Below are 25,113 nucleotides of genomic sequence, written 5' to 3' on the forward strand. Positions count from 1 at the left end.
GCCATGGCTTGAACAGGGGCGCGCTTGCCCCTATTCGGGGGCGGAACAGGAGACCCATCATGCTGGCCATCGCCACCATCTTCGCCTTCATCGCCGTCGTCGCCGCCTTCAACTACTTCGAGTTCGGCCGGGTTGACTGAGCCTAGGTCGGCTGACGCCCCTTCGAGGGGCGTGGCGCTGGTCACGGCCGCCTCGCGCCGGATCGGGGCGGTGTTGGCGAAGGCGGCGGCCCAGGCGGGCCATGACGTCGTCGTCCACTATCGCTCGGACGCGCAAGGCGCGCAGGCCGTGGTCCAGGCCATCGAGGCCATGGGACGGCGCGCCGTCGCCGTCCAGGCCGAGCTGACGAACGCCGGGGCGCGGACCGCCCTGATCGATCAGGCCGCCGCCTTCGGGCCGTTACGGGTGTTGGTCAACAACGCGTCCCTGTTCGTCTATGACCAGTTGGAGACCTTCCAGGAGGCGGACCTGCGTCTTCACCACGAGGTCAACGTCCTGGCGCCCCTGGCCCTGATCCGGGACTTCGCCGCGCGCCTGCCTGACGGGGATGAGGGCGTGGTGGTCAATATGCTGGACTATAAGGTCACGGCGCCGAACCCCGACTTCTTCTCCTATACCGTCAGCCGCGTGGGCATCGCCCATATGACCGGAGCCTTGGCGCTGGCCCTGGCGCCGCGCATCCGCGTCTGCGGCATCGCGCCGGGTCTGACCCTGCCCTCGGCCGGCTGGCCCGAGGCCGACTATCAGGCGGGGGCTGAGGCCACGCCGCTGAAGCGGCCGGTGGCGGTCGAGGATCTGGCGGCCGCTCTGACCTTCATCCTGACGGCGCGCAGCCTGACGGGGCAGAACCTGGTGGTGGACGCCGGCGCCGGCCTGACCCGCCGCGATCGCGATCTGGAATTCGCCTGAAGGCGTTCGTCGTCACATGACCTTTATTTGCCGATAGGTTGGTGCTTTAGCTGCCGCCATTCATCCTGAGACCTTCATGCCCGCTGTCCGTTTCACTCGCCGCTTCTCGATGGCGCACCGGCTGATCGCCGATGCGGGGTCGAAATGCGCCGTGCCGCATGGGCACAATGAGTTCGTGACGGTGACGCTGGAGCCGACGGCCGAGATCGCCTTCGGCGGCTCCAATCACGCGGCCTCGTTCGAGCGGCTGAAGGCGCGCTGGCACGGTTTCGTCGACCGCAGCCTGGACCACGCCTTCCAGCTGAACCGCGCCGACCCCCTGCTGGCCTGGTTCCAGCAGCACGAGCCGCACCGCCTGAACCAGGTGCTGACCGTGGACGGCGATCCGACGACCGAGGCCCTGGTCATCGCCCTGTGGCGCAAGCTGGAAGCCATCCTGGCCGCCGAGGGCCTGCCGTTCCGCTTGGCCGAACTGGCCATCGAGGAGACGCCGACCAACACCGTCCTGACGCGCGGCCTGACCGAGGCGGAGCGGGCCTGGGAGTTGGGCGCCTGGTGCGATCGGGCCGATTTCAGCATCAATGATCTTCTGCCGCCGGAGACCTGGTCTTGAGCGCCGTCGTCACCCCCCTGCCGTCCGTCGAACCGCGCCGCCTGGGCCTGAAGGTCATGGTCCGCGCCCTGAAGGTCGAGGCCTCCATCGGCTTCTATGATCATGAGCATGGGCGGCTGCAGCCCCTGGTGGTGGACGTCGAACTGGGCCTGGGCGCCGCCCCGGTCGAGCGGCTGGCCGATACGCTGGACTATGACGGCGTGGCCCGCATCGTGCGCGAACTGGCGGCGGGGCCGCACATCGCCCTGATCGAGACCTTCGCCGAGCGCGCGGCCGTCGCCTGCCTGGCCGATCCGCGGGTGCTGAGCGTCGTCGTGCGGGTCGAGAAGCCCGGCGCCATTCCCGATGCGGCCGCCGCCGCCTGCGAAGTCGCCTATTCGCGCTGAGGCCGGTTGCGCGGGGCCGTTCGTCCCGCCATCATCCCGGCCTGACAAGAGGTTCCGATGGTCCAGTCCGGCGACTACAGCAGCAACAGCGGCGGCGAGGCCTCGGCCGATCTGACGGGCCTCTATGCGGGTTACGCCCTGATCCTGCTGGCGGCGCCGACCTTCGGCGCGGCGGCTGCGATCGGCCTTCTGCGCGTGTGGCGTCGGCCCGCGCCCGCCGATCCGATTCTGCGCAGCCACTTCATCTTCCAGCAGCGAACCCTGCTGGCGGCGGTGGTCGCCATCATCGCCGGGGCGGTGCTGATTCTGGTCAACGTCGGGGTCTTCGTCCTGTTCGTCATGGCGGTGTGGACCATCGTGCGCGGCGCCCTGGGCCTGAAGGATCTGCTGACCGGGCGGCCCATCGCCGAGCCGCGTCGTCTCTTCTACTGAAAGGCCCTGCGTCATGAGCGATCAGAACACCGCCGCGCCGGTCGCGGGCCGAGACGGCGCCGTGGTGGCGTGGATTCTCTATATCCTGTCGATCCCCAGCGCGAACCTGCTGGTGCTGGTCGGCCTGGCGCTGGCCTATATGAACCGGGGCTCGGCGACCGGGCTGGCGGCCCAGCACGTCGAGGCCCAGATCAGTCTGTTCTGGTCGGTGTTCTGGATCAGCGCCGTCCTGTGGGTGCTGGTGGCGGTCAGTGCGGTGGCTTCCGTTCTGCTGATCGGGATTCCGTTCCTTCTGCTGTTCGGGCTTCTTTTGCTGCTGGTGTCGATCTGGTTCACGGTGAAAAGCGTTCTGGGTCTGATGGCCCTGCTGACCGACCGGCCGGCCTGAACTGATCCATTCGGGAGGAGCCGCCGTGCCCGCCTTCAAAGACCACGCCGCCGACCGCCGCTTCCAGCAGATGTTCGCCGACGCGGACGGGACCGAGCATCCCGTCTGGGCCGAGTATGCGGTGCGCGGCCACGCCCGCGTCATCCTGCACGTCGAGGCGCACCCGGCCCTGCGCGGCGCGGGGGCGGCGGGCCGCTTCATGCAGGCCCTGGCAGAGCACGCCCGCGCCGAGGGGCTGACCCTGATCCCGCATTGCAGCTATGCGGTGGCGTGGCTGAAGCGCCATCCCGAGTACGAGGACGTGGTGGGGTCGTAGCGGCGCGCCTGCTGGATCCACGGGTCAAGCCCGAGGATGACGGCGTTGAAGGGAGGCGCGGCGCGAAGCGCACAGGCCGCGTCGGGTCGAGAAGGCGGAGCCTTCTGACCGCGGCCGATCAAGGATGACTCTTCGCCACGATGGCCTTCATGGTCTCGGCCTTGGCGGGCAGATCCTGGACCAGGCGGGCGGCCAGTTCGCGGGCGCCGACGGGATAGGCGTCGCCGCCGTCGGCGATCTCCTTGGCCATGTCGGCGGCCTTGCACAGGGCGGCTTCGAGGGCCTCGACCTGTTCGAGCGCCAGGGCGCGGGCTTCGGCCTGCAGGCGCTTGACCCGTTCGGCGGTGGTTTCGGGCGCGCGCATCAGGTCATAGACCTCGGCTTCCGGCGAGGAGACCACGCGCAGGGCGGCGCGGGCGTCGGATTCATTGCTGGACTTGGTCATCGAGTCTCTCCTGAACGCACCATGCCGCATTTTCGCCGCAAGGTCGCATCCCATTTTGCGGCCAAGCTCGACGGCGCGCGGCCATGTTGCCTGTAAGCCTCATGAACAGGGCCTCATGAATCGGGGATGAAGGGCGGCGTCGCCCAGCGCACGCGACGCCGCTCGGCGATGGCCCACAGGTGATCGATGCGGCTGGCCAGCTCGCGTCGCAGCCGGCGCTCCTCGGCCGGATGCAGGGGGCGGTCGTCGTCATCGGGAACAGGCGGAGACGCAGCGGCGCGCGGCGGTCGGGGACGGGTCATGGGGGCTTTCCTTGCTGAGGGCTGGGCGCGGGTCTTCCTTCTCCCCTTGCGGGAGAAGGAACACGGATGGCCGCCGCGCCTTTCGGCGGGCGGTGGGAGGGCTGGGCGGAGCGCCGGGCCGACGCCCGGAGTGTGATGTGTGTTACCGTTTCGACGCCGACAGACGCTCCGCGCGGACGGGCTTCCACGAGCTCGGGGCAGGCGCCGGTCTTATCGGCTACCCCCGGCACCCGCGGCGGGCGGGGGCCTGCTTGCGACAGGCCTCCCGGAACGGTCCGCGTAACCCCCGCGACCCTGGCCGGAACCTCTCTGACGGACGGGTCGAACGCCCCGTCACCAGGCTCCGTCGGCTTCTTGTCTTGATGCCTGGCCTACCGCCCTTCGGGCTGCTTGAGGCCGCGAAAGCAGCCGGCAGCCGTCAGGTTGTGGCAAGCCGGGCGCCGGCGCCGGCGTTCGCCCGCGTCGCCGCCCTTCGCATCCTGGACCGCCCGGCGCGCTCCGCCCGACGCGCCGCTGGGCTCCCGCCCTCGACCGGCCGCCGCGACGGACGCCGCACGGTTCGACAAGAACCCCGCTCCATCCGCTCCCGCCGCCCGCAAGGTCGCAGGCCTCACGAGCCCTCCATGCGACGGAACGAGGGCAGGGTGGCATGGCGGCGAGGCAGGGCGGGCTGAAAGGGGATGGCGGAGGGGGAAGGGCGGGAAATTGCTGGGGTTGGGGCGAGGAGGTTGGCGGGTTCGTCCTTCTCCCCTTGTGGGAGAAGGTGGCGGCCGAAGGCCGACGGATGAGGGGTTTCTCACCCGAGGACGAAGGCGATCGGCCAATCACAGCGCGACCCCTCATCCGACCTCGCTCCGCTCGGCCACCTTCTCCCGCAAGGGGAGAAGGATCAGTCGCGCGTCAGCTTGGCGTTTGTCGCGGCGATGATCGCCGTCAGCACCTCGTGGGGGCGGTTCTCGATCTGCGGGTTGGGAAAGCGCAGCACGCGGAAGCCTTCTCCGCGCAGGAAGTTGTCGCGGGCGGCGTCCTCGGCGCGGTCGTCGTGGTGCGGGCCGTCGGCCTCGACGACCAGGCGATGACGCAGACAGACGAAATCGGCGACATAGCGCCCGATCACGACCTGTCGCCGGAATTTCAGACCCTCCAGCCGCCGGTCCCGCAGAATGGCCCACAGCCGCCGCTCATAGAGGGCGGGTTCGCGACGCATCGCCTTGGCGCGAGAGTGCAGCCAGTCGTTCATAGGACAACGTTATTCCTTCTCCCCTTGCGGGAGAAGGTGGCCGAGCGGAGCGAGGTCGGATGAGGGGTTTCTGGACGGTGATGAAGGTTGCGAAATCCACCCGCAGCGAGACCCCTCATCCGTCGGCCTTCGGCCGCCACCTTCTCCCGCAAGGGGAGAAGGGAAGGTTTACCGCCCCTTTCTGAACGCCTCCGCCTTTTCGGCCGCAGCCTCCTTGCGCCAGCGTTTGGGGGCTGACCTGTCGACCTCTTCCCCCGCGCCCGTCAGGGCTTCGTTGGCGAATTCGAGGTCGAGGAGCTTCATTTTCTTGATCTCGTCGCGCAGGCGGGCGGCTTCCTCGAACTCGAGGTTGGCGGCGGCGTCGCGCATGCGGCCTTCCAGATCCTTGAGGGCGGCCTGGAAGTTGGAGCCGACGAAGGGCTTGGCCTCTTCGGCGACGCCGGGGCGGGTCAGGCGGTCCAGGTCGCGGGACTCATAGGGGCTTTCGAGGATCTCCTTGATGTCGCGCTTGACCGTCTCGGGCGTGATGCCGTGTTCGAGGTTGTAGGCCTGCTGCTTCTCGCGGCGGCGGTCGGTCTCGGCGATGGCGCGCTCCATCGAGCCGGTCATGCGGTCGGCGTAGAGGATGACGCGGCCGTCGACGTTGCGCGCCGCGCGGCCGATGGTCTGGATCAGGGAGGTTTCCGAGCGCAGGAAGCCCTCCTTGTCCGCGTCGAGGATGGCGACCAGGCCGCACTCGGGAATGTCGAGCCCCTCGCGCAGCAGGTTGATGCCGATCAGCACGTCGAATGAACCGAGGCGCAGGTCGCGCAGGATCTCGATCCGCTCCAGGGTGTCGACGTCGGAGTGCATGTAGCGGACGCGCACCCCTTGCTCATGCATGTATTCGGTCAGGTCTTCGGCCATCTTCTTGGTCAGGGTGGTGACCAGGGAGCGGTAGCCGGCGCGGGCGGTGGCCTTCACCTCGTCGATGACGTCGTCGACCTGGTTGCGGGTCGCGCCGGAGACGGGGCGGATCTCGACCGGGGGGTCGATCAGGCCGGTGGGGCGGATGACCTGTTCGGTGAAGACGCCGCCGGTCTTGTCCAGCTCCCAGGCGCCGGGGGTGGCCGAGACGAAGACGGTCTGGGGCCGCATGGCGTCCCATTCCTCGAACTTCAGCGGGCGGTTGTCGATGGCGGAGGGGAGGCGGAAGCCGTATTCGGCCAGGGTCGACTTGCGGCGGTAGTCGCCGCGGAACATGGCGCCGATCTGGCCGACGGTGACGTGGCTCTCGTCGACGAACAGCAGGGCGTTGTCGGGGATGTATTCGAAGAAGGTCGGCGGCGGCTCGCCGGGCGCGCGGCCGGTCAGCCAGCGGCTGTAGTTCTCGATGCCGGCGCAGGAGCCGGTGGCCTCCATCATCTCAAGATCGAAGCGGGTGCGTTGTTCGAGGCGCTGGGCCTCCAGCAGCTTGCCGTTCTCGACCATCCAGTCGAGCGTCTCCTTCAGCTCGGCCTTGATGCCGTTGACGGCCTGATTCAGCGTCGGGCGCGGGGTGACGTAGTGGCTGGCGGCGTAGACGGTGACTTCGTCGAGCGCATTGGTCTTCTTGCCGGTCAGGGGGTCGAACTCGTCGATGGCCTCGATCTCGTCGCCGAACAGGCTGATGCGCCAGGCGCGGTCCTCGAGGTGGACGGGGAAGATTTCGAGCGTGTCGCCGCGCTTGCGGAACATGCCGCGCTCGAAATGGACATCGTTGCGCTTGTACTGCAGGGCGATCAGGTCGGCTCGCAGCTTGGCCTCGTCGATCTGGTCCCCGACCTTCAGGTTGAAGGTCATGGCGGTATAGGTCTCGACCGAGCCGATGCCGTAGATGCAGCTGACCGAGGCGACGACGATGACGTCGTCCCGCTCAAGGATCGCACGGGTGGCGGCGTGGCGCATCCGGTCGATCTGCTCGTTAATCGAGCTGTCCTTCTCGATGTAGGTGTCGGTGCGCGGGACGTAGGCCTCGGGCTGGTAGTAGTCGTAGTAGCTGACGAAATACTCGACCGCATTGTCGGGGAAGAAGGCCTTGAACTCGGAATAGAGCTGGGCCGCCAGGGTCTTGTTGTGGGCCAGGATTAGGGCCGGGCGTTGGGTCTGTTCGATCACCTTGGCCATGGTGAAGGTCTTGCCCGAGCCGGTGACGCCCAGCAGCACCTGTTCGCGATCGCCCGCCTCGGCCTGAGCCACAAGCTCGGCGATGGCCGAGGGCTGGTCGCCGGCGGGCTGGTACTTGGTCTCCAGCCGGAAGGGGATGCGCTTCTTGTTGGTCGGCCGGTCGGGGCGGTGGGGGACCCAGTCGGCGGGGGCGGCGGGCGCCTCCTCCGGCGTCAGGCGCGGGCCGTTCACGGGCGCGAACATCGGCGCGCGGCCGTGGTCGAAGGCGACCGGCGCCTCGGCCATGCCGGGATTGGGCGTGTGAACGGGCTTGGTCGGTTTCGCGGGAGAACGGGCCATGAACATCAAAGTAATGCGCGCGCGTGCAAGGCGCTAGGCCCGGCGGGGGCGGGACGGGGCCAGAATCCGCCGGCGCGCCACCACAGGTTGAACCTACCTCCGCCATAGTCACGCTTGCATGTCGCCGCAAATGAGGCGAATTCGACTTATTCAAAACATATTTGAGCAAAATGTGGTCGAAAAGGACGAAATAACGGTCCGAACTCGGCCTTTGCGCGTCAAAAATGCCTCATAATTTCCCCTAACAATGATTTTTTGAAAGAAATTGGTTGATGCTGTGACGGCCCAGCCATAGCCATTGCAGCAGCCAAGAAGCGTAATGACGAACATTGGTTTTCAGCGTCGCTCACAGAACGACGTGATGTTCAGTAACGATTAACAGGTACACAGAGGCTTATGCGCACTCGTAAAGACTACCTGCTGGGCACGACGATGGCGGCTGGGGCCGCCGCACTGTCGATGGCCATGCTTATTCCGGGGACGGCGCTTGCTCAAAGCGCTTCGAATACTGACCAGGAAGCGACCCAGGTCGACGAAATCGTCGTCGTCGGCTCGCGTATCCGTCGCGACAACTATAACGCGCCTTCGCCCACGCAGGTTGTGACGCGCGAAGAAGCGACGCTGCAAGGCTTCGCCTCGACGACGGAAGCGCTGCAGAGCACGGCCGTCACGGGCGGTTCCGCCCAGATCAATAACTCTTACGGCGGCTACGTCACCAACGGCGGCCCCGGCGCCAACACCATCGGCCTGCGCGGCATGGGCCCCAGCCGCACCCTGGTGCTGCTGAACGGCCGTCGCGTCTCGCCCGCCGGTTCCCGCGGCTCGGTCGGCTCGGCCGACCTGAACGTGCTGCCGACCGCCATGATCGACCGCGTCGAAGTCCTGCGGGACGGCGCTTCGTCGGTCTACGGTTCGGACGCCGTGGCCGGCGTGGTCAACATCCAGACCCGCAAGAACGTTGAAGGCCTGGTCTTCGAAGCCCAGGGCAACCTGCCGCTGGAAGCCAACGGCAACGGCGGCTCGAGCCGCTTCTCGTTGACGGGCGGCGCACGTGGCGATCGTTGGCGCGCCGCAGGTTCGATCGAACGCTATGAGCGTGACGAACTGACTCTTCGCGATCGTGAGTTCACGCGTTGCCAGACCGACGGCTTCCTGAACAACAAAGACTACATTGACCCGATGACGGGCAAGTCGAAGTGCTACCCGATCACGGGCACGGGGTCGAACGGCTCGGCCATCAACTCGATCGGCACCAGCAACGCGACTGGGGTTGGCGCGATTGGAACGACGGCGACCACCTTCAACCGCTGGCGTCCGAATGCGGCCGTCACCACGGGCGTCGTCGGCTTTGAAGGCGTCGGCGGCACGGGCACGAATCTGAACGTTCGTGACACCTTCGACGACCGCATGCTGAATCGCTCGCTGATTTCGCCGGTCGAGATCAACACCATCTACGGTGAAGGCGGTTATCAACTGAACGCGCTTGGCAACGCCGAACTGTATGGCGAGTTCTTGATCAACCAGCGCAAGTCCTCGCAGACCGGCTATCGCCAGCTGGCGCTGGACTACGCCAAGGGCAGCCCGCTGATCCCGAGCAATCTGGCGTGGAGCACCATGTCCGCTTCGGATTTGGGACTGAGCAAGGGTCAAGCTGTCGGCGTGCGCGCCTTCATCGGCTTCGGTAACGACACTTCGACGCAGGAGCAGGTGTTCAACCGCAATGTCGTCGGCCTCAAGGGCGACCTGTTCATTCCGGAATGGCGCTATGACGTCGCGGCGAGCTACTCGCGGTCGCGTTCCGAGTACGTTAGCCAGCAGTTCCTGACGAACCGTCTGCGCGAAAGCCTGGATGTCGTAAGCAACGGCGCCGGCGGTTTCGTGTGCCGCGAGCTGGCTTCGAACCCGGGTTGCGTCGCCGCTCCGGCTCTGAACGGCGCGACTATCGGCGGCAAGCTGCCGAAGGAGTGGGTGGACTACGTCTTCCGTCCGGTCACGGGCATTACCGAATACAAGGAAACCATCATCAGCGCCGGCTTCGACGGCCCGCTGTTCAGCCTGCCTGCGGGCCAGGTGATGGGCTTCTTCGGCGCCGAGTACCGCAAGTCGGAAATCGACGACACGCCGGCTCTCGATTCCCAAAACAACAACACCTACAACTATTCGAGCTCGGCGATCACGCGCGGTTCGGACTCGGTGTGGGAAGTTTTCGGTGAAATCGAAGCGCCGCTGCTGCGTGACGCGCCCTTCGCCAAGGAACTGACGTTCAACGGCTCGTTCCGCTACACGGACTATGACTCGTACGGTGACGACACCACCTATAAGGCGGGCCTGGTCTATCGTCCGATCGATTGGGTGACGGTGCGCGCAACCTACGGCACCTCGTACCGCGCCCCGGCGCTGTTCGAGCAGTTCGTCGGCGCGTCCACGGGCTTCCAGTCCAGCAACTTCGATCGTTGCGACAGCCTGGCGAGCAAGGACAAAGCCACCGATCTGTACAAGAACTGCAAGATCGACGGTCTGGCCGACGACTTCCAGTCGACCAACGGCGTGACGGTGATCACGGCCGGCGGCGCGGATGCAGGCCTGGCTGCCGAAACCTCGACCAACATGACGATCGGCATGGTCCTTCAGCCGCCGCTGCCCTCGGGCTGGGGCGATCTGGCCTTCGCCGTCGACTACTACGAGATTGAAGTTAAGAACGGCGTGTCGCGCACTGGTGCGGGGGAAATCCTGGACCGCTGCTACAACTCTAGCCAAGCCGACTTCACGGCTCGCGCGGGCTTCTGCCGTCTGGTCGAGCGTGACCCGACCTCGAACAAGCTGACGGTGCACGACAGCTACGTGAACCTGGCTACGGACAATGTGAAGGGCCTGGATTACACGGTCCGCTATCGCAAGGACGTCGGCCCTGGCTCGATCCTGGCGAACCTGGCAGTTACCCAGTACACGGAAATCTCGAGCAAGCTGTTCGAGGAAGACCGCCTGGAAGACTACAAGGGCATGCTGAACAATCCTGAGTTCACTGGAACGGCGGATGTGTCCTATGCTTGGGATCAGTGGCGCGTTCGTTACGGTGTCGAGTGGATCCAAGGCATGGATAGCTACGATTACTACAAGGATCGTCCCGCCATGGTGAATTACGATCACCAGGTGCCGGATTACTGGCTGCACAACGCCTCGGTCCAGTACACTGCCGAGGGCTGGACGGCTACGGTCGGCGTTCGCAACCTGCTGAACGAAGACCCGCCGACGATCTCGTCGGGCTACTACAACCGGGTCGGCAACGCCCCGCTGTACTCGGGCTACGACTACCTGGGCCGGACGGCCTTCGTGAACCTCACGAAGTCCTTCTAAGGTCTGACCTGATTTTAGGTTGAGGAGAGGGCGGCGGACTTCGGTTCGCCGCCCTTTTTCGTGGATCAATGCGGCTTATTGTTCAACGGGCGGATGGCCGTTCGAGAAGCTGTTCGAATATGGCGAAAATGTTGCACCTGTCTCCAAATCAGCAATCAATCGTCGTTATCTTGACGTAATTTGTTGCGGACACGACGCTGTTGAGCAGAAAAGCGCGTGTTGCGGACGAGGGGTCCTGCAGCGCTTAGGAAGAACAGAAATGCTCAGCAAGACGAAGCTGTTAGGCTCGACGCTGATCGCCGGGATGGCGATCGCTGGCGGCATGGCCCTCGCGCCGAACGCCGCCTACGCCCAGGAAGAACAGGTAAGCCAGGTCGATGAGATCGTGGTCACCGGCTCGCGCATCCGCCGCAGCCCGACCAACTCGCCCACGCCGCTTATCCAGATCGGCCAAGAGGAGCTGATGCAGTCGGGACAGGTCAACGTCATCGACTTCCTGGCCGATATCCCCGCTCTGTCGACTTCGATCGTGCCGGAAGACACCACCGGCTCGAACCTGAATGACGGCGGTCTGTCGCTGCTGAGCCTGCGAGGCCTTGGGTCGGTACGCACGCTGACCCTGGTCGACGGCCGTCGCCATGTAGGCTCGACGCCTGGAGGTCTGTCGGTGGATGTCGACACCATTCCGCGTCTGCTGGTCGCCAACACCGAAGTGATCACCGGCGGCGCCGCCGCCGTTTACGGCGCGGACGCCGTTTCGGGCGTGGTCAACTTCGTTCTGCGCAAGGACTTCGACGGCCTGGAGATCGACGGGTCGATCGCCGAGGTCAACCAGGACCATCAGCTCAGCCAGCGCCTGTCGGTGCTGTGGGGCCAGAACCTTCTGAACGACCGACTGAACTATTACGTGTCAGGCGAGTATCAGCGTAGCGACGAGGTGCTGGACTCGGACGTCGACTGGCGACGTGAGTCGTGGGCCCTGATCGGCAACGACTCCGATCCGGCCTCGGCGCCTTCGGACGGCGTGCCGGACCAGATTCTGATTCGTAACGCCCGTACCTACATCCGCGGCACGAATTTCGGCGGCATGACCATACTGGCCACCGGCGTGAAGCCCAGTCCGGCCAGCGATCCGGATGTGCCGTTCGGCAGTTGCTCGGCGACGTCGTTCGCCGCCAACTGCTTCGCCTTGGCGCCCGCCAATCGTCTCGACAACGCCTATCTCTATGACGAGAACGGCGTTTCGCGGGGCGTGACCTTCGGCTCGATCCGTCAGGGCACGGGCATCAACCGCGTCGTCAGCAACGGCGGCGAAGGCCAACTGTTGAACACCGAGCAGGGCCAGGCCAGCCGTCTGCCGGAGTCGACCAACTACCGCTTCCAGACGGGTCTGAACTTCGACATCACGAACAACATCCAGCTGTTCGCCGAAGCCAAGTATATCGAGGAAGAAACGTACGACGCCGGTCAGCGCGTCTTCCACGACTTCAACATCCGCCAGCTGTCGCCGAACACCATGGGGGCCATCACCGGCACCTCGGCCTTCGAGATCGGTCTGGACAACGCCTATCTGCCCGAAAACGTGCGCCAGGCGATCATGAACAACCGCCGCGAGGTCTACAACTCGGCCGGCGTCCTGACCAGCACGGTCGCTGACCGGCGCGCTCAGCACAAGCTGTACGGTCCGGCCCGAAACCAACTGAACAACCGCGACCTTCAGCGCTATGTCGTCGGCCTGCGCGGCGATCTGGGCGACTTCGGCTTCGTCAAGGACATCAACTGGGAAGCCGGCTACACCTACGGCGAAATGAATAACAAGAACCGCGAGCTGGGCGTGGACGTCGTTCGCTACCAGGCCGCCGTGGACGCCGTCGTCGATACCGGCGGTCTGGTCAACGGCCGAGCGGGCGAAGTCGTCTGCCGCGTGCAACTGCTGAAGGCTCAGGGCGTCGCCGTGCCGGACGCCGTGGTCGGCGGCAACACCTATTCGCGACAGGGCGCGGTCATTGATGATTGCGCGCCGATCCGCGTCTTCGGCCCGGGTGGTTTCAGCCAGGAAGCGCTTGACTATATTCAGGCCTCGGTCACGGTCACGGACCAGAACAAGCAGCACGACTTCTTGACCTATGCGTCGGGTAAGCTGTGGGACTTCTGGGGCGCAGGTCCGATCGGTGCGTCGATTGGTTATGAGTACCGCAAGGAGATCACCAGCGGCACGGGGCGAGATCGTGATCGCGCTGGTCGCTTCCTGTTCCTGAACTCGGGTCCGGACTTCCCGGAAGTGAGCTACGACACCAACGACATCTTCGCTGAAATCAGCATTCCGCTGCTGCGCGACTCTGTTCTTGGGCGTTCGGCTGAGATCAGCGGCGCCTATCGCTTCTCGGACTACTCGCACGTCGGCAAGCAGGATACGTACAGCGCCCAGTTCCAATGGCGTCCGGTCGATCAGTTCATGTTCCGCGCCACCACCGCGACCGCGATCCGCGTTCCGAACCTGGCCGAGACGCATGATCCCTACAGCCAGACCTTCGCAAACGGCTTCGTCGACCCCTGCAGCGCCACGGTCATCAACAATCTGGCCGATCGCTCCATCGCCACTAACCGTATCGCCAACTGCGGCGCTCTGGCCAAGGCTGCGGGGCTGGATCTGAGCTTTTCGGATCCGTCGGCCAGCAACGCCTACCTGCCCAACTACGGCAGCGCTCGGTTTCCGGTTTGTCGGGCGGCAACCCCTTCCTGAAGCCTGAGACGTCGAAAAGCTACACCATCGGCGGCGTCTGGACCCCGGACTTCCTGCTGCCGAACCTACAGGTCGTAATGGACTACTATGACATCGAGATCAGCGATGCGATCGACTCGGTGTCGGCCCAGGATGCGGCCAACCAGTGCGTGAACGGCGACGCCGTGAACGGCGGCGCTTGCGCCACCCAGACCCGTGATCCCTCGACGTTCCTGGTCACGAGCTTCATTCAGGGCTCGCTGAACTATGCGGCGCTGACGGCCAAGGGCGTGGACTTCACGGTCTCCTACCGTACTGATCTGCCGGAGTTCTTCGGTCGTCAGTGGGGTGCGTTCAGCCATTCGATCCGCGGTAACTGGTTGATCGAGCAGCACGACTTCGTCAACATCGAGGATCCGACGGATGCGGACATCAACGAAGACACGGTTGGTGACCCGCGCGTGCGCTTCCTGTCGACCATGACTTGGGAGCCGACCTCGACCCTGGCCTTCACCTGGGCCTGGGACTGGCAGGCGAGCCAGGAAATCTTCGACGTCGACAACATGCGCTCCAATCCGGACCTGTATGCCACTTCGAAGTACCTGGAGACGGGCGACTTCTCTCAGCATGACTTCTCGGTCCGCTGGGCGGCGCGTGATAACCTGACGGTTCGCGCCGGCGTGGTGAACGCCTTCGACGCGGAGCCGGGCGCGCTGGCTGGGCAATACGACCTCGGACAACTTCGATCTGTTCGGGCGTCGGTTCTTCCTGAGCTTCAACTATCGCCCGTTCTAAGACGGGTCAGATTTCAGGTTGAGGAGAGGGCGGCGGACTTCGGTTCGCCGCCCTTTCTGCTTTTGAAACGGCAGTTTCCGGGTTGTGCGAAGCAGGGCGGGTCGCCAAGGTCCGCAACCATGAGTGAGCTTCGCGACGTCTTCATCACCGGGACCGGCGCCGTTCTGCCCGGCGAGCGGATCGGCAATGATCGGATGGAGGACTTCATCGGCCGCATCGGCGGGCGGGCGTCCGCCGTCGGGCGGCGCGCCCTGCGCTGGAACGGGATCGAGGGCGGCACTACGCCCTGGATGCTGAGGGCGAGCCGCTGCATTCCAACGCCTCCATGTGCGCGGACGCCGTGCGGGCGGCGCTGGATGAGGCGGGGTTGAGCCTGGGCGACCTTGAGCATCTGGGCGCGGCGGCGACGCAGGGCGACTATCTGGTGCCCGGTCACGCCAGCGCCGTTCAGGCCGAACTGGGCGCGGGGCCGCTGGAGGCGTTCAGCTATCAGTCCGTCTGCGCCAGCGCCCTGATGGCGGCCAAGGGGGCGTGGCTGAGCGTGCGTGCGGGCGAGGCGGAGGTGGCCGCGGCCTGTGCAGGGGAGTTTTCATCCCGCTGGTTCCGGCCCGCCTTCTATGAGGGCACGGCGCTGGTGGACGAGAAGGGGCGGGCGCGGATCGAGGCGGACTTCCTGCGCTTCACCCTGTCGGACGGGGCGGGCGCCGTGGTGATGGAGCCGAGGCCGAAACCCGAGGGGCTGAGCCTGAAGGTCGAGTGGATCGACATGACCTCCCTGGCCGGGCGCTTCGATCCCTGCATGTGGGCCGGATCGACGCCGCAGGCGCGCGCCGACATGACCAGCGCCTGGAGCCATGCGGGACCGGCGGCCGCTCACGCGGCGGGGGCGGTGGCCCTGTTGCAGGACTTCGACCTGCTGAAGATCGTCATTCGCGCCTGGATCGGCGTCTGGCTGGAGAAGGTGGACGCCGGGCGGATCGTGCCCGATCAGGTCGACCATCTGCTGTGTCATTACTCCGCGCGGTCGCTGCGCGAGGAGATCGTCGGCCTGCTGGAAAGCACGGCGGCCATGATCCCGGAGGAGAAGTGGTTCACGACCCTGCCGGACAGCGGCAATGTCGGCTCGGCCTCGATATGGGTCATGCTGGACGCCTTCCTGAAATCGGGACGCGGAAAGCGCGGAGACAAGGTGCTGTGCATCGTGCCCGAGAGCGGGCGGGCGATGATCGGCTTCATGATGCTGGAGATTGTGTGATGGCGGAACGCGAAGCCGAGGCGGCAGTGGCCGAGACCTTGAGGAAGCTGGCGGTCGTATTCGCCGATTTCGAGCAGCGGCTGGAGGCGACGCCGCTGATCCGCAAGCTGACGCGCGGGCGGTTCGAGATCGCCGACTACCACGCCTTCCTGATCAATCTGCGCCAGCAGGTGAAGGACGGGGCGCTGTGGATGAGCCGGGCGGCGTCCAACATCGGCGAAGACCATCTGGAGTTGCGCTCGACCCTGATGCGCCATGCGGTGACGGAGCATCGGGACTTCCGTCTGCTGGAGGCCGACTTTGTGGCGGCGGGCGGGGCGCTGGAGGACATCCAGTCGGCGCCGAAGAACGTGGGGTCCGAGGCCCTGTCGGCTTGGATGTTCCATGAGGCGTCGAAGCCCGATCCCTTCGGCCTTCTGGGCGCCATGTTCATCATCGAGGGGCTTGGCTCGATCAAGGCGCGGCCGTGGGGCCTGAAGGTGCAGGAGCGGCTGGAGTTGCCCGACGAGGCGGTGCGCTTCCTGCTCTATCACGGCGACAACGACGCCGAGCATATGAAGGAGTTCGAGGAGATGCTGGGCATGGTGCTGCCCGATCCCTTCATCGCAGAACGCATCGTCACGACGGCCAGGGTGACGGCCCGCCTCTACGCCCTGCAGATCGAGGAGATCGCGGCGTGAGGTACTACAAGCCGGGGGAGGATCCGTTCGACCCCGCGCGGTTCGACCCCAAGGATCCCGATCCGTGGATGGCGCTGTATCTGGACCACAGCCTGCCGATCGACGACGGAGCCAAGCGCGATCTGTTGCTGGGGGCGCGGTCGCGGTCGCGGCGCTGGCTGTTTCCGGTGGCGCGGCCGCTGGTGTTCCTGTTCTTCTGTCTGGTGAAGGTGCTGCGGGTCATTTCGCCCAAATACCCGAACCTGAACGGCCTGCTGCACAAGACCATCCACTGGGGCCTGCGGACCTTTGTGACGCCCGAGGGCAACCGGGTGATCCTGCGCCACTTCCACGTCGGATCGGAGCTGACGGCCTTCGTGCGCGAAAATGCGGGCGTGGGCGACAAGGTGACGAAGTGGCCGCTGACGCCGACGCGCTTGAAGGACATCGAACCGGACCTGTTCCTTCAGCACGATCTGAACATCTTCAACTTTGTCATCGAGATGAACGCCGCCCTGCGCGCCGAGGGGCGGGAGCTTATGCCCCCCGAGCGGATCGACTTCTCCATGATCTCGGACGAATTTCCGCCGTTCGAGGAGTTTCCGCGGAAGTGGCATAACTTCGTCGACGTGCAGACGGCGGTGGAGTTCTACACCCCGATCTATGCGCTGATGCTGCCGCGCGACGACTTCGTGCGGGCGTCCAGTTCGCTGCAGCTGGACGAGGTGATGGCCATCTATATCGCCCGCATCCTGGGCACGAGCTACCACATGGCCTTCGTCAAGAACGGCCATCCGCTGGTGGCGCTGTCGACGCTGCAGGCGGGCTATCGGCTGATGATGCACGGGCTGGATTCGGAGGCCATGCACGGCTGGCTGCGGGTGATGAAGGCGCGTCAGGCGGCGGGCCTGCCGCTGGACCCGGCCAACTCGGGCGCGCCGAATTAAAAGCCCTCCCCTCGGCAGGGGAGGGCGTTCGCGCCTACGCCCGGCTGATCGCCTCGGCGATTTCCTCGGCGGGGCGGCCGGCCAGATCCTTGGCGATCTCGCCGACCAGGCGCTGCTCCAACGTCTTGTGCCAATGCTTGCGCAGCTGACCCAGGGTCTTGGGCGCGGCGACGACGGCCAGGGCCTCGATCTTGTTGGTCAGGGCCATGTGGTTCAGCGCCTCGGCCACGCCCATGGCGAAGCCGTCCTCGGCCTGGGTGTCGTTGTCGGGGTTGGCGTCGCTGGAACGGCGGCCCGGCGCGCCGGACAGGCGTTCGGGGATCTCGGGCGTCGCCATCGGCTTGAGCTGGATGTCGAGGTTGTGGCCGGTGTTGCGGAACAGGCTCAGCTTCTCGCCGTCGGCGACGGCGACCAGGGCCCCGTTGGGCAGGTTCATCATCAGACTCCCGAAATGAGCGCCGAAAGGGAGGGCGCTGTCAGTCTAGCGCAAACGCCCCTTGCACCGTTCCCTCCTGCGACGCTTCGTGCGCCAGCAGCCACCGCTTGCGCTCCAGCCCGCCCGCATAACCGGTCAGGGTTCCATTGGCGCCGACGACCCGGTGGCAGGGCACGATGACGCCGATCGGATTGGCGCCGTTGGCCAGACCCACGGCGCGCACGGCGGCGGGCTTGCCGATGGCGTGGGCCAGTTGGCCGTAGCTCCAGGTCCGGCCCGCCGGAATGGTCCGCAGCGCCGCCCAGACGGCGCGTTGGAACTCCGTGCCGCCCGTCTTCACGGCGAGGCCGTCCAACGCCGTCAGATCGCCGTCGAAATAGGCGATAATGGCGCTCCGCACGGCTTCGGGCGCCCGCCCCGGCGTCAGCCGCGCTTCGCCGTAGTGGCGGGCCAACAGCTTCATCATCCGCGCCTCATAATCGGTGAAGTCGAAGGCGCGCACGGCGCCGTCCGCGTCCGTGACCAGCAGCACCTCGCCCACCGGCGTGGCGATGCGGTCCAGGGTGAAGGTCTCAGGCTGCGTCTTTTTCATCGTCATTCTCCATGATCGTCATGCCGTCGATCCCCGCCTCGCGCAGGTGCAGCACGCCATAGGCCCGCCAGGGCCGCCATTGCTCGGCCCGCCCCGCCAGCCGCTCGTCCTCAAGCCGGTCGCTGGCCATGTCTGCCGCCTCATCAAGCCAGACGCCCGGCAGACGCAGCCCCGGCCGCGCCTTCACCAGCGGCGCCAGCACAGGGTCCGCCGACAGGTCGCGGCGGATCGCCTCGGGATCGGCCGACAGGTCGAACAGCCGCCGCACCCGCGCCAGCACCCCCGGCAGGGCCTTCAGATCATCCAGCGCCGCCGTCACCGCCAGCCGGTTTTCCGCCTCGAACCGGGCCATGACCTCGCCCGCCGCCCCGTCCGTCGCCGGGGCCAGAACGCGGCGCCAGACCCCGCCCTCGACCGTCTCGCCCTTCGCCTTCAGGGCGGTCAGCATGGCCTCGACCTCATAGGGCGGACGATAGGGCAGGCTCAGCCGCACGCCTCCATCCCACGGCCGCTCGGCCCGCGCCCGCAGCGCCGACGGCGGCCGTCCATACAGGGCCTGAAACGTCTCATTGAAGCGCCGCACGCTGCCGAAGCCGGACGCCATGGCGACCTCGGCCATCGGCAGATCGGTCTGGTGGATCAGGGCCTTGGCCAACAGGACGCGACGCGTCTGGGCCACGCTGACCGGAGCGGCGCCCAGATGCTGGCGAAACAGGCGGCGCAGGTGCCGCTCGCCCACGCCCAGACGGGCGGCCAGGGCGTCGACGTCGCCTTCATCGAGCGCGCCCGCCTCGATCAGGTTCAGAGCCCGGCTGACGGTGTTGGACGTCCCGCGCCACGCGCCCATGTCGGGCGCGGTCTCCGGCCGACAGCGCAAACAGGCGCGGAAACCGCCCTCTTCGGCCGCCGCCGCGCTGGCGACGAAGCGCATGTTCTCGCGCTTGGGCGTCCGCGCCGGACAGACCGGGCGACAATAGATTCCGGTGGACTTCACACAGGTGAAGAAGCGCCCGTCGAAGCGCGGGTCGCGCGTCAGGACGGCCCGGTAGCAGGCATCCTGATCCAGCATGTCGCGGGCGTTTTCCATACCCGCAACATGCGCTCGCCGCGCCGCCCTGTCTCGCGGTTTTCGGACATGACGGCGCCGCAGCCCGGCGGATCACCCCTCGCGCGTCGTCGCGAGCCGCCAGACATAGGTCGCGATATTGACGACGAAGCTGATCGCCATCACCGCGAACACCCAGGTCAGCACCGTACCCAGGGTCAGGGCCGTCCCATTCAGATCGCGGCCCGCATCGTTCACCGCGCGCAGGGCGTCCAGATTGATGTTCGTCGCCCCGCCCTCGACGCGGGCGCTCGCCGCGCCCTGGGTCAGGGTGAGCCACCAGCCCGCATCGAACAGCCGCCACAGCACCCACAGCGCCGCGCCCGCCAGCGGGATCTTCAGCAGCCAGGTCAACCGCCCTTCGCGCCCGCGGATCAGACTGACCGCGTCCACCGCCATGCCGCCGACGGCCAGGGCCAGGATGGGGCCGTACAGGGCCGCCCACACCGGCGCCGCCTCGATCCCCACCGCGCCGCTTCTCAAGGAGAACTCGCCCAGGCCCGGAAAGCGGATCACGCCGATCCACCACATCACGAAGACGCCCCCGACGATCAGGGAAGCCAGCGCTTCCAGCCCCGGCTTGTCGTTCGCCGTCACGCCCCAGACGCGCGCGCCCTTCGGCAACCACTCGGACTTGGCCTTCTCGGTTCCGGCCAGAGACGCGCCCCACTTCGCCGGATCGGCCAGGCCGAAGGCCGACAGGTCGCGCACCCGCCACTTCGTCAGCCACTTCGGCTTGATGTCGTAATGCTCCATGATCGCACCGGCCAGCGTCAGCGCCCCCAGCAGGGTCAGCCCTCCGGAGAAGAAGCCGTGGAAGGCTTGGCTGATCGCCCGCCCGAAATCGGCCGGCGCGCCCAGCACGCTGATCAGCAGCCCCAGCGCCTGAACCGCCGCAATGACGATCAGCCCGGCCTTGGCCCCGAACAGCCAATAGGGGAACAGCTCCGGGCCGATCAGGCTGTCCGGCCCCTTGCGATAGCGGGCGGCGACGATCAGCGGGTGGCCGATCTCGTGCAGGATCGCCTCCTTCTCCTCGTCGTTCAGCGCCCGGCCCAGCTCCTCCTCGCGCGCCTCGACGCGGCTCAGGATCAGGTCGCGTAGTTCGGCGACGATGTCCTCGCGGTCCTCGGTCGGCAGCTGCGCGGCCACGGCCTCCAGATAGCGTTCGATGATGTCCATCGCGCCCACTCCCATCCCTTTTAGAGAATCCGTTCCAGCGAGGCGTTGATGCCGCGCCATTCCTCGGTCAGGGCGGCCAGCATGGCCTCGCCCCCCGGCGACAGGACGTAGAAACGCTTCTTTCGCTTCTCCTCCTCGCGCCATTCGCTGGTCAGCAGCCCCTGCCCCTCCAGCCGCCGCAGCAGGGGGTAGAGGGTGGATTCTTCCATCTCCAGCCCGTCCGCCGCCAGCGCCTGCCGCAGGGTGTAGCCGTAGCGTTCGGTCCGCAGGCAGGCGAGCACCGCCAGGACCAGCGTCCCGCGCCGCAGCTCCAGCCGCATCGTCTCGAACAGTTCCCGATCCACGTCGCCGCCTCACCTGCCGTCACATAGTGTGTGATACACAGTGTATGCGGCATACCGTATGAGTCAACGACCTTCGCTATCTGATTTGCGTCAGGACCGCTTAGCGCCTTCCAGGTCGTGCTTCAGCCGGTCGATCAAAGACAGGGCGTGACCAGCGTATTCGCTGATCCAGCGGTCATGAATGCGTTTGATCGGCAGGGCGTCGAGGTGGTTCCACCGCTCGCGCCCCTCCCTTCGCGCCACCACCAGACCTGCGCCTTCCAGCACCTTCAGATGCTGCATCACGGTGCAGCGGTCCATGTCGTCGAAACGCTCGCACAATCCGCCGGTGGTGACCGGGCCTTCCTTCAGGCAGTCCAGCATCTGCCGACGACGAGCATGGGCCAACGCCTTGAAAACACGATCATCTTCTGTCTCGTTTGACATGTTATTTTTTTATAACATAAACTGACCTCCTGCAAGCACGAAGGGTTCGAACATGTCCTTGGGTTTCACGGTTTCGGGGCGCATCGCCAAGCCGCCTCACGAGGTGTTCGACGCAGTGGTCAACCCGAACAAGCTGAGCCGCTATTTCACCACCCTGGGCGGCGCCAGCGCGCCGTTGACGCCAGGGGCTGTCGTCATCTGGTGGGGCTCCGTTCCCGTGGACGTCGAGGAGGTCACGCCCGATCAGCGCATCGTGCTGCGCTGGGATGCGGACACGGCTGACGGACAGCCTGCCTTCAAGACCCGCATCGTCATGGAGTTCGAGCCGCTGGACGACGGCTCGACCTTCGTCACCATCGCCGAGTCTGGATGGCTCGACGACGCGGCGGGGAAGAAGGCCTCCTTCGCCAACTGCGAAGGCTGGGCGGCCATGCTGTCGGCGATGAAGGCCTGGCTCGAATACGGCATCAACCTGCGCGAGGGCTTCTATCCCTCCGAGTTGCGCGGCGCCCTTCCCACCAGCGACAACCGGAAGTGAGCCTCCCCATGACCATCAAGATAGAAGGCGGCGTCAACATCGCCATGAAGGTGCCTGGCCACCAGCATCAGGCCGTGGTCGCCTTCTATCGCGACGTGGTCGGACTAGAGAGCATCGACGAGAAAGCGCCCGCAATCGGCTTCAAGCTCGGCCCGAACCAGCTCTGGATCGATGCCTCGGACACCCTGACCCAGGCCGAGGTCTGGCTCGAACTGTTCTCCCCGGACCACAGCGCCGCCCTGCGACGGCTGGAGGACGGCGGCGCCGTACGCTGCGACCTGATCGAACCGCTGGGCGAGGCGTTTCGCGGCGGCTGGATCATGAACCCCGCCAACATCGTGCACGTGGTCCGCGAACCCGACGCCTGGTGACCTCTACAGGACATCGACCCATTCGCCACAAGGCGCGCACCTGCTATCGGCGGCGAAAAGGCCTCCCGGCGATCGCGACGGCGTGCGCTTTCCATCCATTTCTTCCTGACCCAAGCCCCCCAACCTGATCTCCGTCGCGTTCCGGCTCGAAACCCAAAGAAATGACGGCGCGGCGCCGCTTCCCTTCCCCTCGGCTCCACGGTTAAGGTCGGCGTTCCGTAGGGGGAGTATTCTCATGCCGTATCGTCGCCGCGCCGCCTGTTCTCTGCTGGCGCTCAGCCTGGCCCTGGGCGCCGCGCCCGCCCTGGCGCAACAGAATCAGCCCGAACTTCTGGCTGTCGTCGGCCACGACAGCGGCGAGCGCATCACCCGCTCGGCCGACGTGCGCCGCTATTTCGAGGCGCTGCGGACCGCCAATCCCGACCGCATGGTCATGGGCGACTACGCCCAGTCGTGGGAAGGCCGCCCCCTGTTCTGGGCCGCCGTCGGCTCGCCGCGCAACATCGCCCGACTGGACGCCATCAAGGCCGCGACCAACGCCCTGGCCGACCCGCGCAAGACCTCGCCCGAGCAGGCCCGCGCCCTGATCAACGACACCCCGGCCATCGTCTGGATGGCCTATTCCGTCCACGGCAATGAGATCAGCCCCGCCGACGCCGCCCTGATCGCCGCGCGCCGCCTGACCGACAGCCTCGACGCCGAGGCGCAGGGCTGGCTGGAGAACGTCGTGGTCGTCTTCGTCCCGACCCAGAACCCCGACGGGCGCGAGCGCTTCATCAACAGCTTCGAGGCGGGCCTCGGCGCCCAGCCCAACGGCGATCCCCTGTCGGCCGAGCGGGCCGAGCCGTGGCCGTCCGGCCGCTTCAACCACAATCTGTTCGACCTCAACCGCGACTGGTTCATCCAGTCCCAGCCGGAGACGCAGGGCCACTCGGCCCTGATCCGCGAATGGCGGCCGCAGGTGGTGGTCGATTCCCACGAGATGGGCACCGACTCCAGCTTCTTCTTCCCGCCCGAGGCCCAGCCGCTGAACCCGTGGATCTATCCGCCGATCCTGGACGCGCGCGAGCGGTTCGGCCGCAACACCGCCGGGCGCTTCGACCAGGCCGGGCTGGACTATTTCACGCGCGAGACCTTCGACGCCTTCTATCCCGGCTACGGCGACGGCTGGCCCGCCTATTTCGGCGCCGTCTCCATGACCTATGAGCAGGGCTCGTCGCGCGGTCTGCTGGCGCGCCGCTCGTCGGGCGAGATGCTGACCTACGCCGACACGGTCAAGGGCCATCTGACCGCCACCCTGTCGACCATCGAGACCGCCGCCCGCGACCGCGAGAAGCTGCTCAGCGACTTCTACGCCTTCCACCGCGACGGGATTTCGGGCGGACGCGGCGCCTATGTCCTGTCGCGCTCCGCCGCCGCCGATCCGGCCGCCGCCGACAAGCTGGCGGGCCTGCTGGTCCGTTCGGGACTGGAAGTCGGACGCGCCGCCGCATCCTTCTCCGCCTGCGGCCAGAATTATCAGGCGGGCGATTACATCGTGAACCTGTCCCAGCCCCAGCGCCGCATGGCCGAGACCCTGCTGGCCAAGGACGTGCCGCTGGACCCCAAATTCCTGGCCGAACAGGAGGCCCGCCGCGCGCGCGGCCTAGGCGACGAGATCTACGACCTGACCGGCTGGTCCCTGCCGCTACTGTTCAACGTGCCGAGCCAGCGCTGCACCGGCGCTCCGTCGGTGCAGACGGCCGCCGTCGGCCCCGAACTGATCCGCCCCGCCGCCGTGGCCTCGGGCGACGCGGCCTACGGCTACGCCATCCATCCGGGCACGGCGGGGATGCGCTTCCTGACCGCCGCCCTGACGGACAAGCTGCCGGTCCGCTCGGTCGAGGAGCCCTTCACCCTGGACGGCCGCGCCTATCCGGGCGGAACCTTCATCGTGCCGCGCGCCGGCTCGCCCGCCGACCTGGACGAGCGCGTCCGCCGCCTGGCCGCCGGCAGCGGCGCCCAGGTGACGCCCCTGGCCACCTCCTGGGTCTCCAGCGGCCCCAGCGTCGGCTCGGACAAGGCCACCGTCATCGCCGCCCCGCGCGTCGCCATGGCCTGGGACGACCCGACCGAGCCGGAATCCGCCGGCTCCATCCGTCATGTGCTGGAGCGCGAATACGGCTGGCCCGTCACGGCCGTCCGCACCCGCCGCCTGGCGAACGCCGACCTGTCCCGCTACCAGGTGCTAATCCTGCCGTCGGGCGGAAACTATGAGCAGATCCTCGGCGAGAGCGGCGTCGCCAACCTGCGCGCCTGGGTCCAGGCGGGCGGCGTCCTGATCGGCGTCGGCTCGGCCAGCCGCCTGCTGACCGATCCCGATTCCAAGCTGCTGGAGAGCCGCCGCGAAAACGCCGTCTCCGGCGACGGCGACAAGGACAAGAAGGACGGCGGCAGCGAGATCGCCACCGACGCCGAATACATGGCCCTGACCGGCCACCACGGCGGCGCGCCCGATCCGGTCGCCGGCGTCCTGGCCAGCGCCGTGGTCGACAACGAACACTGGCTGGGCGCGGGCGTCGCCCCGACCCTCAGCGTCATGGTGCGCGGCTCGGACATCTACACTCCGCTGGCCCGCGACCAGGGGACCAACGTCGTGCGTCTGGCCGGACCGGATCAGGTGCTGGCGTCCGGCCAGCTGTGGGCCGAGAACCGCCGCCAGCTGGCCTACAAGCCCGTCGCCATGGCCTCCGAAGTCGGTCGCGGCCAGGTCGTCGCCTTCACCCAGGACGTAACCATGCGCGCCTTCCTGGAAGGGCTGAAGCCTTTGTTCCTCAACGCCGTCTTCCGCGGCCCGGCGCATACGTCAGGGACGAAGGGCGACTGACATCCC

The 25,113-nt window shown here is 66.7% G+C and carries 26 protein-coding genes; 16 read left to right on the forward strand and 10 right to left on the reverse strand.

Features of this window, described 5'->3' with window-relative positions; genetic code table 11:
* Positions 1–8 precede the first annotated feature (8 nt).
* The 7 genes from FGL25_RS17770 to FGL25_RS01905 all read left to right on the forward strand — a co-directional run bounded on the left by FGL25_RS17770 (position 9) and on the right by FGL25_RS01905 (position 3,044).
* The gene (locus FGL25_RS17770; protein WP_003166112.1) at positions 9–140 is read left to right on the forward strand and encodes a hypothetical protein; all 132 of its coding nucleotides are present in this window, start codon (positions 9–11) and stop codon (positions 138–140) included.
* Positions 141–171: 31 nt separating this feature from the next.
* Entirely contained in the window at positions 172–909 is a 738-nt protein-coding gene (locus FGL25_RS01880; RefSeq protein ID WP_138140801.1) for an SDR family oxidoreductase, read from the forward strand.
* Between the two features lie 76 nt (positions 910–985).
* Positions 986–1,522 (forward strand): 6-pyruvoyl trahydropterin synthase family protein, encoded by a 537-nt coding sequence (locus FGL25_RS01885; protein ID WP_138140802.1) that lies wholly within the window; start codon positions 986–988, stop codon positions 1,520–1,522.
* A complete protein-coding gene (folB, locus tag FGL25_RS01890) occupies positions 1,519–1,908 on the forward strand; it encodes a dihydroneopterin aldolase (protein ID WP_138140804.1) in 390 nt (129 codons plus the stop codon). The genes FGL25_RS01885 and folB overlap by 4 nt, the downstream gene beginning before the upstream one ends.
* Positions 1,909–1,965: 57 nt before the next feature.
* Positions 1,966–2,340: a hypothetical protein gene (locus FGL25_RS01895; RefSeq protein WP_003166108.1), complete on the forward strand. Its 375-nt coding sequence runs from the start codon at positions 1,966–1,968 to the stop codon at positions 2,338–2,340.
* 13 nt (positions 2,341–2,353) lie between these two features.
* Positions 2,354–2,728 (forward strand): membrane protein, encoded by a 375-nt coding sequence (locus tag FGL25_RS01900; RefSeq protein ID WP_046652234.1) that lies wholly within the window; start codon positions 2,354–2,356, stop codon positions 2,726–2,728.
* Positions 2,729–2,753: 25 nt separating this feature from the next.
* Positions 2,754–3,044: a GNAT family N-acetyltransferase gene (locus FGL25_RS01905; protein ID WP_083674022.1), complete on the forward strand. Its 291-nt coding sequence runs from the start codon at positions 2,754–2,756 to the stop codon at positions 3,042–3,044.
* A 118-nt stretch (positions 3,045–3,162) separates the two neighbouring features.
* On the opposite strand, the gene FGL25_RS01910 is transcribed toward FGL25_RS01905, so the two are convergent.
* The 4 genes from FGL25_RS01910 to uvrB form a co-directional block, all read right to left on the reverse strand.
* Positions 3,163–3,489 carry a hypothetical protein gene (locus tag FGL25_RS01910; RefSeq protein ID WP_003166105.1) on the reverse strand — a complete coding sequence of 109 codons (327 nt, stop codon included), beginning with the start codon at positions 3,487–3,489 and terminating at the stop codon, positions 3,163–3,165.
* A gap of 113 nt (positions 3,490–3,602) precedes the next feature.
* The gene (locus FGL25_RS01915; protein ID WP_003166104.1) at positions 3,603–3,791 is read right to left on the reverse strand and encodes a hypothetical protein; all 189 of its coding nucleotides are present in this window, start codon (positions 3,789–3,791) and stop codon (positions 3,603–3,605) included.
* An 889-nt stretch (positions 3,792–4,680) separates the two neighbouring features.
* Positions 4,681–5,031, reverse strand: coding sequence for an endonuclease domain-containing protein (locus tag FGL25_RS01920; RefSeq protein ID WP_138140805.1), 351 nt, complete (start codon positions 5,029–5,031; stop codon positions 4,681–4,683).
* 168 nt (positions 5,032–5,199) lie between these two features.
* Positions 5,200–7,515, reverse strand: coding sequence for an excinuclease ABC subunit UvrB (gene uvrB / locus FGL25_RS01925; protein WP_252969959.1), 2,316 nt, complete (start codon positions 7,513–7,515; stop codon positions 5,200–5,202).
* A gap of 396 nt (positions 7,516–7,911) precedes the next feature.
* Here uvrB and FGL25_RS01930 point away from each other — a divergent pair, with 396 nt between their 5' ends.
* The 6 genes from FGL25_RS01930 (at position 7,912) to FGL25_RS01950 (ending at position 17,247) form a co-directional block, all read left to right on the forward strand.
* Positions 7,912–10,869 carry a TonB-dependent receptor plug domain-containing protein gene (locus FGL25_RS01930; RefSeq protein ID WP_088410443.1) on the forward strand — a complete coding sequence of 986 codons (2,958 nt, stop codon included), beginning with the start codon at positions 7,912–7,914 and terminating at the stop codon, positions 10,867–10,869.
* 259 nt (positions 10,870–11,128) lie between these two features.
* Positions 11,129–13,612 (forward strand): TonB-dependent receptor plug domain-containing protein, encoded by a 2,484-nt coding sequence (locus FGL25_RS01935; RefSeq protein WP_252969960.1) that lies wholly within the window; start codon positions 11,129–11,131, stop codon positions 13,610–13,612.
* Complete coding sequence (locus FGL25_RS17165; RefSeq protein WP_252969961.1) at positions 13,588–14,757, forward strand: TonB-dependent receptor domain-containing protein; 1,170 nt, start codon at positions 13,588–13,590, stop codon at positions 14,755–14,757. Before FGL25_RS01935 ends, FGL25_RS17165 begins: the two co-directional genes overlap by 25 nt.
* Complete coding sequence (locus FGL25_RS01940) at positions 14,712–15,641, forward strand: 3-oxoacyl-[acyl-carrier-protein] synthase III C-terminal domain-containing protein (protein WP_252969962.1); 930 nt, start codon at positions 14,712–14,714, stop codon at positions 15,639–15,641. Before FGL25_RS17165 ends, FGL25_RS01940 begins: the two co-directional genes overlap by 46 nt.
* Complete coding sequence (locus FGL25_RS01945) at positions 15,581–16,321, forward strand: iron-containing redox enzyme family protein (RefSeq protein ID WP_138140808.1); 741 nt, start codon at positions 15,581–15,583, stop codon at positions 16,319–16,321. The genes FGL25_RS01940 and FGL25_RS01945 overlap by 61 nt, the downstream gene beginning before the upstream one ends.
* Positions 16,318–17,247: a DUF6999 family protein gene (locus FGL25_RS01950; protein WP_088410439.1), complete on the forward strand. Its 930-nt coding sequence runs from the start codon at positions 16,318–16,320 to the stop codon at positions 17,245–17,247. The genes FGL25_RS01945 and FGL25_RS01950 overlap by 4 nt, the downstream gene beginning before the upstream one ends.
* A gap of 34 nt (positions 17,248–17,281) precedes the next feature.
* On the opposite strand, the gene FGL25_RS01955 is transcribed toward FGL25_RS01950, so the two are convergent.
* From FGL25_RS01955 to FGL25_RS01980, 6 genes are all read right to left on the reverse strand, one after another.
* Positions 17,282–17,683 carry a host attachment family protein gene (locus FGL25_RS01955; protein ID WP_223850887.1) on the reverse strand — a complete coding sequence of 134 codons (402 nt, stop codon included), beginning with the start codon at positions 17,681–17,683 and terminating at the stop codon, positions 17,282–17,284.
* A gap of 40 nt (positions 17,684–17,723) precedes the next feature.
* A complete protein-coding gene (locus FGL25_RS01960; protein WP_138140810.1) occupies positions 17,724–18,275 on the reverse strand; it encodes a methylated-DNA--[protein]-cysteine S-methyltransferase in 552 nt (183 codons plus the stop codon).
* Positions 18,256–19,362: a bifunctional transcriptional activator/DNA repair enzyme AdaA gene (locus FGL25_RS01965; RefSeq protein ID WP_138140812.1), complete on the reverse strand. Its 1,107-nt coding sequence runs from the start codon at positions 19,360–19,362 to the stop codon at positions 18,256–18,258. Before FGL25_RS01965 ends, FGL25_RS01960 begins: the two co-directional genes overlap by 20 nt.
* A 72-nt stretch (positions 19,363–19,434) precedes the next feature.
* Positions 19,435–20,562 (reverse strand): hypothetical protein, encoded by a 1,128-nt coding sequence (locus FGL25_RS01970; protein WP_138140814.1) that lies wholly within the window; start codon positions 20,560–20,562, stop codon positions 19,435–19,437.
* A gap of 20 nt (positions 20,563–20,582) precedes the next feature.
* A complete protein-coding gene (locus tag FGL25_RS01975; protein WP_046652788.1) occupies positions 20,583–20,882 on the reverse strand; it encodes a PadR family transcriptional regulator in 300 nt (99 codons plus the stop codon).
* Positions 20,883–20,996: 114 nt separating this feature from the next.
* The gene (locus tag FGL25_RS01980) at positions 20,997–21,332 is read right to left on the reverse strand and encodes an ArsR/SmtB family transcription factor (protein WP_076223593.1); all 336 of its coding nucleotides are present in this window, start codon (positions 21,330–21,332) and stop codon (positions 20,997–20,999) included.
* A 52-nt stretch (positions 21,333–21,384) separates the two neighbouring features.
* On the opposite strand from FGL25_RS01980, the gene FGL25_RS01985 reads away from it, so the two are divergent.
* The 3 genes from FGL25_RS01985 to FGL25_RS01995 all read left to right on the forward strand — a co-directional run bounded on the left by FGL25_RS01985 (position 21,385) and on the right by FGL25_RS01995 (position 25,107).
* The gene (locus FGL25_RS01985) at positions 21,385–21,870 is read left to right on the forward strand and encodes an SRPBCC domain-containing protein (RefSeq protein WP_076223591.1); all 486 of its coding nucleotides are present in this window, start codon (positions 21,385–21,387) and stop codon (positions 21,868–21,870) included.
* A gap of 8 nt (positions 21,871–21,878) precedes the next feature.
* Positions 21,879–22,241: a hypothetical protein gene (locus FGL25_RS01990; protein WP_076223590.1), complete on the forward strand. Its 363-nt coding sequence runs from the start codon at positions 21,879–21,881 to the stop codon at positions 22,239–22,241.
* A gap of 235 nt (positions 22,242–22,476) precedes the next feature.
* Complete coding sequence (locus FGL25_RS01995; protein ID WP_138140815.1) at positions 22,477–25,107, forward strand: M14 family metallopeptidase; 2,631 nt, start codon at positions 22,477–22,479, stop codon at positions 25,105–25,107.
* Positions 25,108–25,113: the final 6 nt, after the last annotated feature.

The sequence above is a fragment of the Brevundimonas vancanneytii genome, assembly GCF_901421975.1.
Lineage (GTDB): Bacteria > Pseudomonadota > Alphaproteobacteria > Caulobacterales > Caulobacteraceae > Brevundimonas > Brevundimonas diminuta.

Coding starts and splice junctions, on each gene's coding strand:
- FGL25_RS01900 (WP_046652234.1), top strand. CDS start 2,354: ATGAGCGATCAGAACACCGCCGCGCCGGTCGCGGGCCGAGACGGCGCC.
- FGL25_RS01960 (WP_138140810.1), bottom strand. CDS start 18,275: ATGAAAAAGACGCAGCCTGAGACCTTCACCCTGGACCGCATCGCCACG.
- FGL25_RS01990 (WP_076223590.1), top strand. CDS start 21,879: ATGACCATCAAGATAGAAGGCGGCGTCAACATCGCCATGAAGGTGCCT.
- FGL25_RS01975 (WP_046652788.1), bottom strand. CDS start 20,882: ATGCGGCTGGAGCTGCGGCGCGGGACGCTGGTCCTGGCGGTGCTCGCC.
- FGL25_RS01935 (WP_252969960.1), top strand. CDS start 11,129: ATGCTCAGCAAGACGAAGCTGTTAGGCTCGACGCTGATCGCCGGGATG.
- FGL25_RS01970 (WP_138140814.1), bottom strand. CDS start 20,562: ATGGACATCATCGAACGCTATCTGGAGGCCGTGGCCGCGCAGCTGCCG.
- FGL25_RS01885 (WP_138140802.1), top strand. CDS start 986: ATGCCCGCTGTCCGTTTCACTCGCCGCTTCTCGATGGCGCACCGGCTG.
- FGL25_RS01895 (WP_003166108.1), top strand. CDS start 1,966: ATGGTCCAGTCCGGCGACTACAGCAGCAACAGCGGCGGCGAGGCCTCG.
- FGL25_RS01920 (WP_138140805.1), bottom strand. CDS start 5,031: ATGAACGACTGGCTGCACTCTCGCGCCAAGGCGATGCGTCGCGAACCC.
- FGL25_RS01930 (WP_088410443.1), top strand. CDS start 7,912: ATGCGCACTCGTAAAGACTACCTGCTGGGCACGACGATGGCGGCTGGG.
- FGL25_RS01955 (WP_223850887.1), bottom strand. CDS start 17,683: ATGAACCTGCCCAACGGGGCCCTGGTCGCCGTCGCCGACGGCGAGAAG.
- FGL25_RS01985 (WP_076223591.1), top strand. CDS start 21,385: ATGTCCTTGGGTTTCACGGTTTCGGGGCGCATCGCCAAGCCGCCTCAC.
- FGL25_RS01940 (WP_252969962.1), top strand. CDS start 14,712: ATGTGCGCGGACGCCGTGCGGGCGGCGCTGGATGAGGCGGGGTTGAGC.
- FGL25_RS01980 (WP_076223593.1), bottom strand. CDS start 21,332: ATGTCAAACGAGACAGAAGATGATCGTGTTTTCAAGGCGTTGGCCCAT.
- FGL25_RS01910 (WP_003166105.1), bottom strand. CDS start 3,489: ATGACCAAGTCCAGCAATGAATCCGACGCCCGCGCCGCCCTGCGCGTG.
- FGL25_RS01995 (WP_138140815.1), top strand. CDS start 22,477: ATGCCGTATCGTCGCCGCGCCGCCTGTTCTCTGCTGGCGCTCAGCCTG.
- uvrB (WP_252969959.1), bottom strand. CDS start 7,515: ATGGCCCGTTCTCCCGCGAAACCGACCAAGCCCGTTCACACGCCCAAT.
- FGL25_RS01915 (WP_003166104.1), bottom strand. CDS start 3,791: ATGACCCGTCCCCGACCGCCGCGCGCCGCTGCGTCTCCGCCTGTTCCC.
- FGL25_RS01965 (WP_138140812.1), bottom strand. CDS start 19,362: ATGGAAAACGCCCGCGACATGCTGGATCAGGATGCCTGCTACCGGGCC.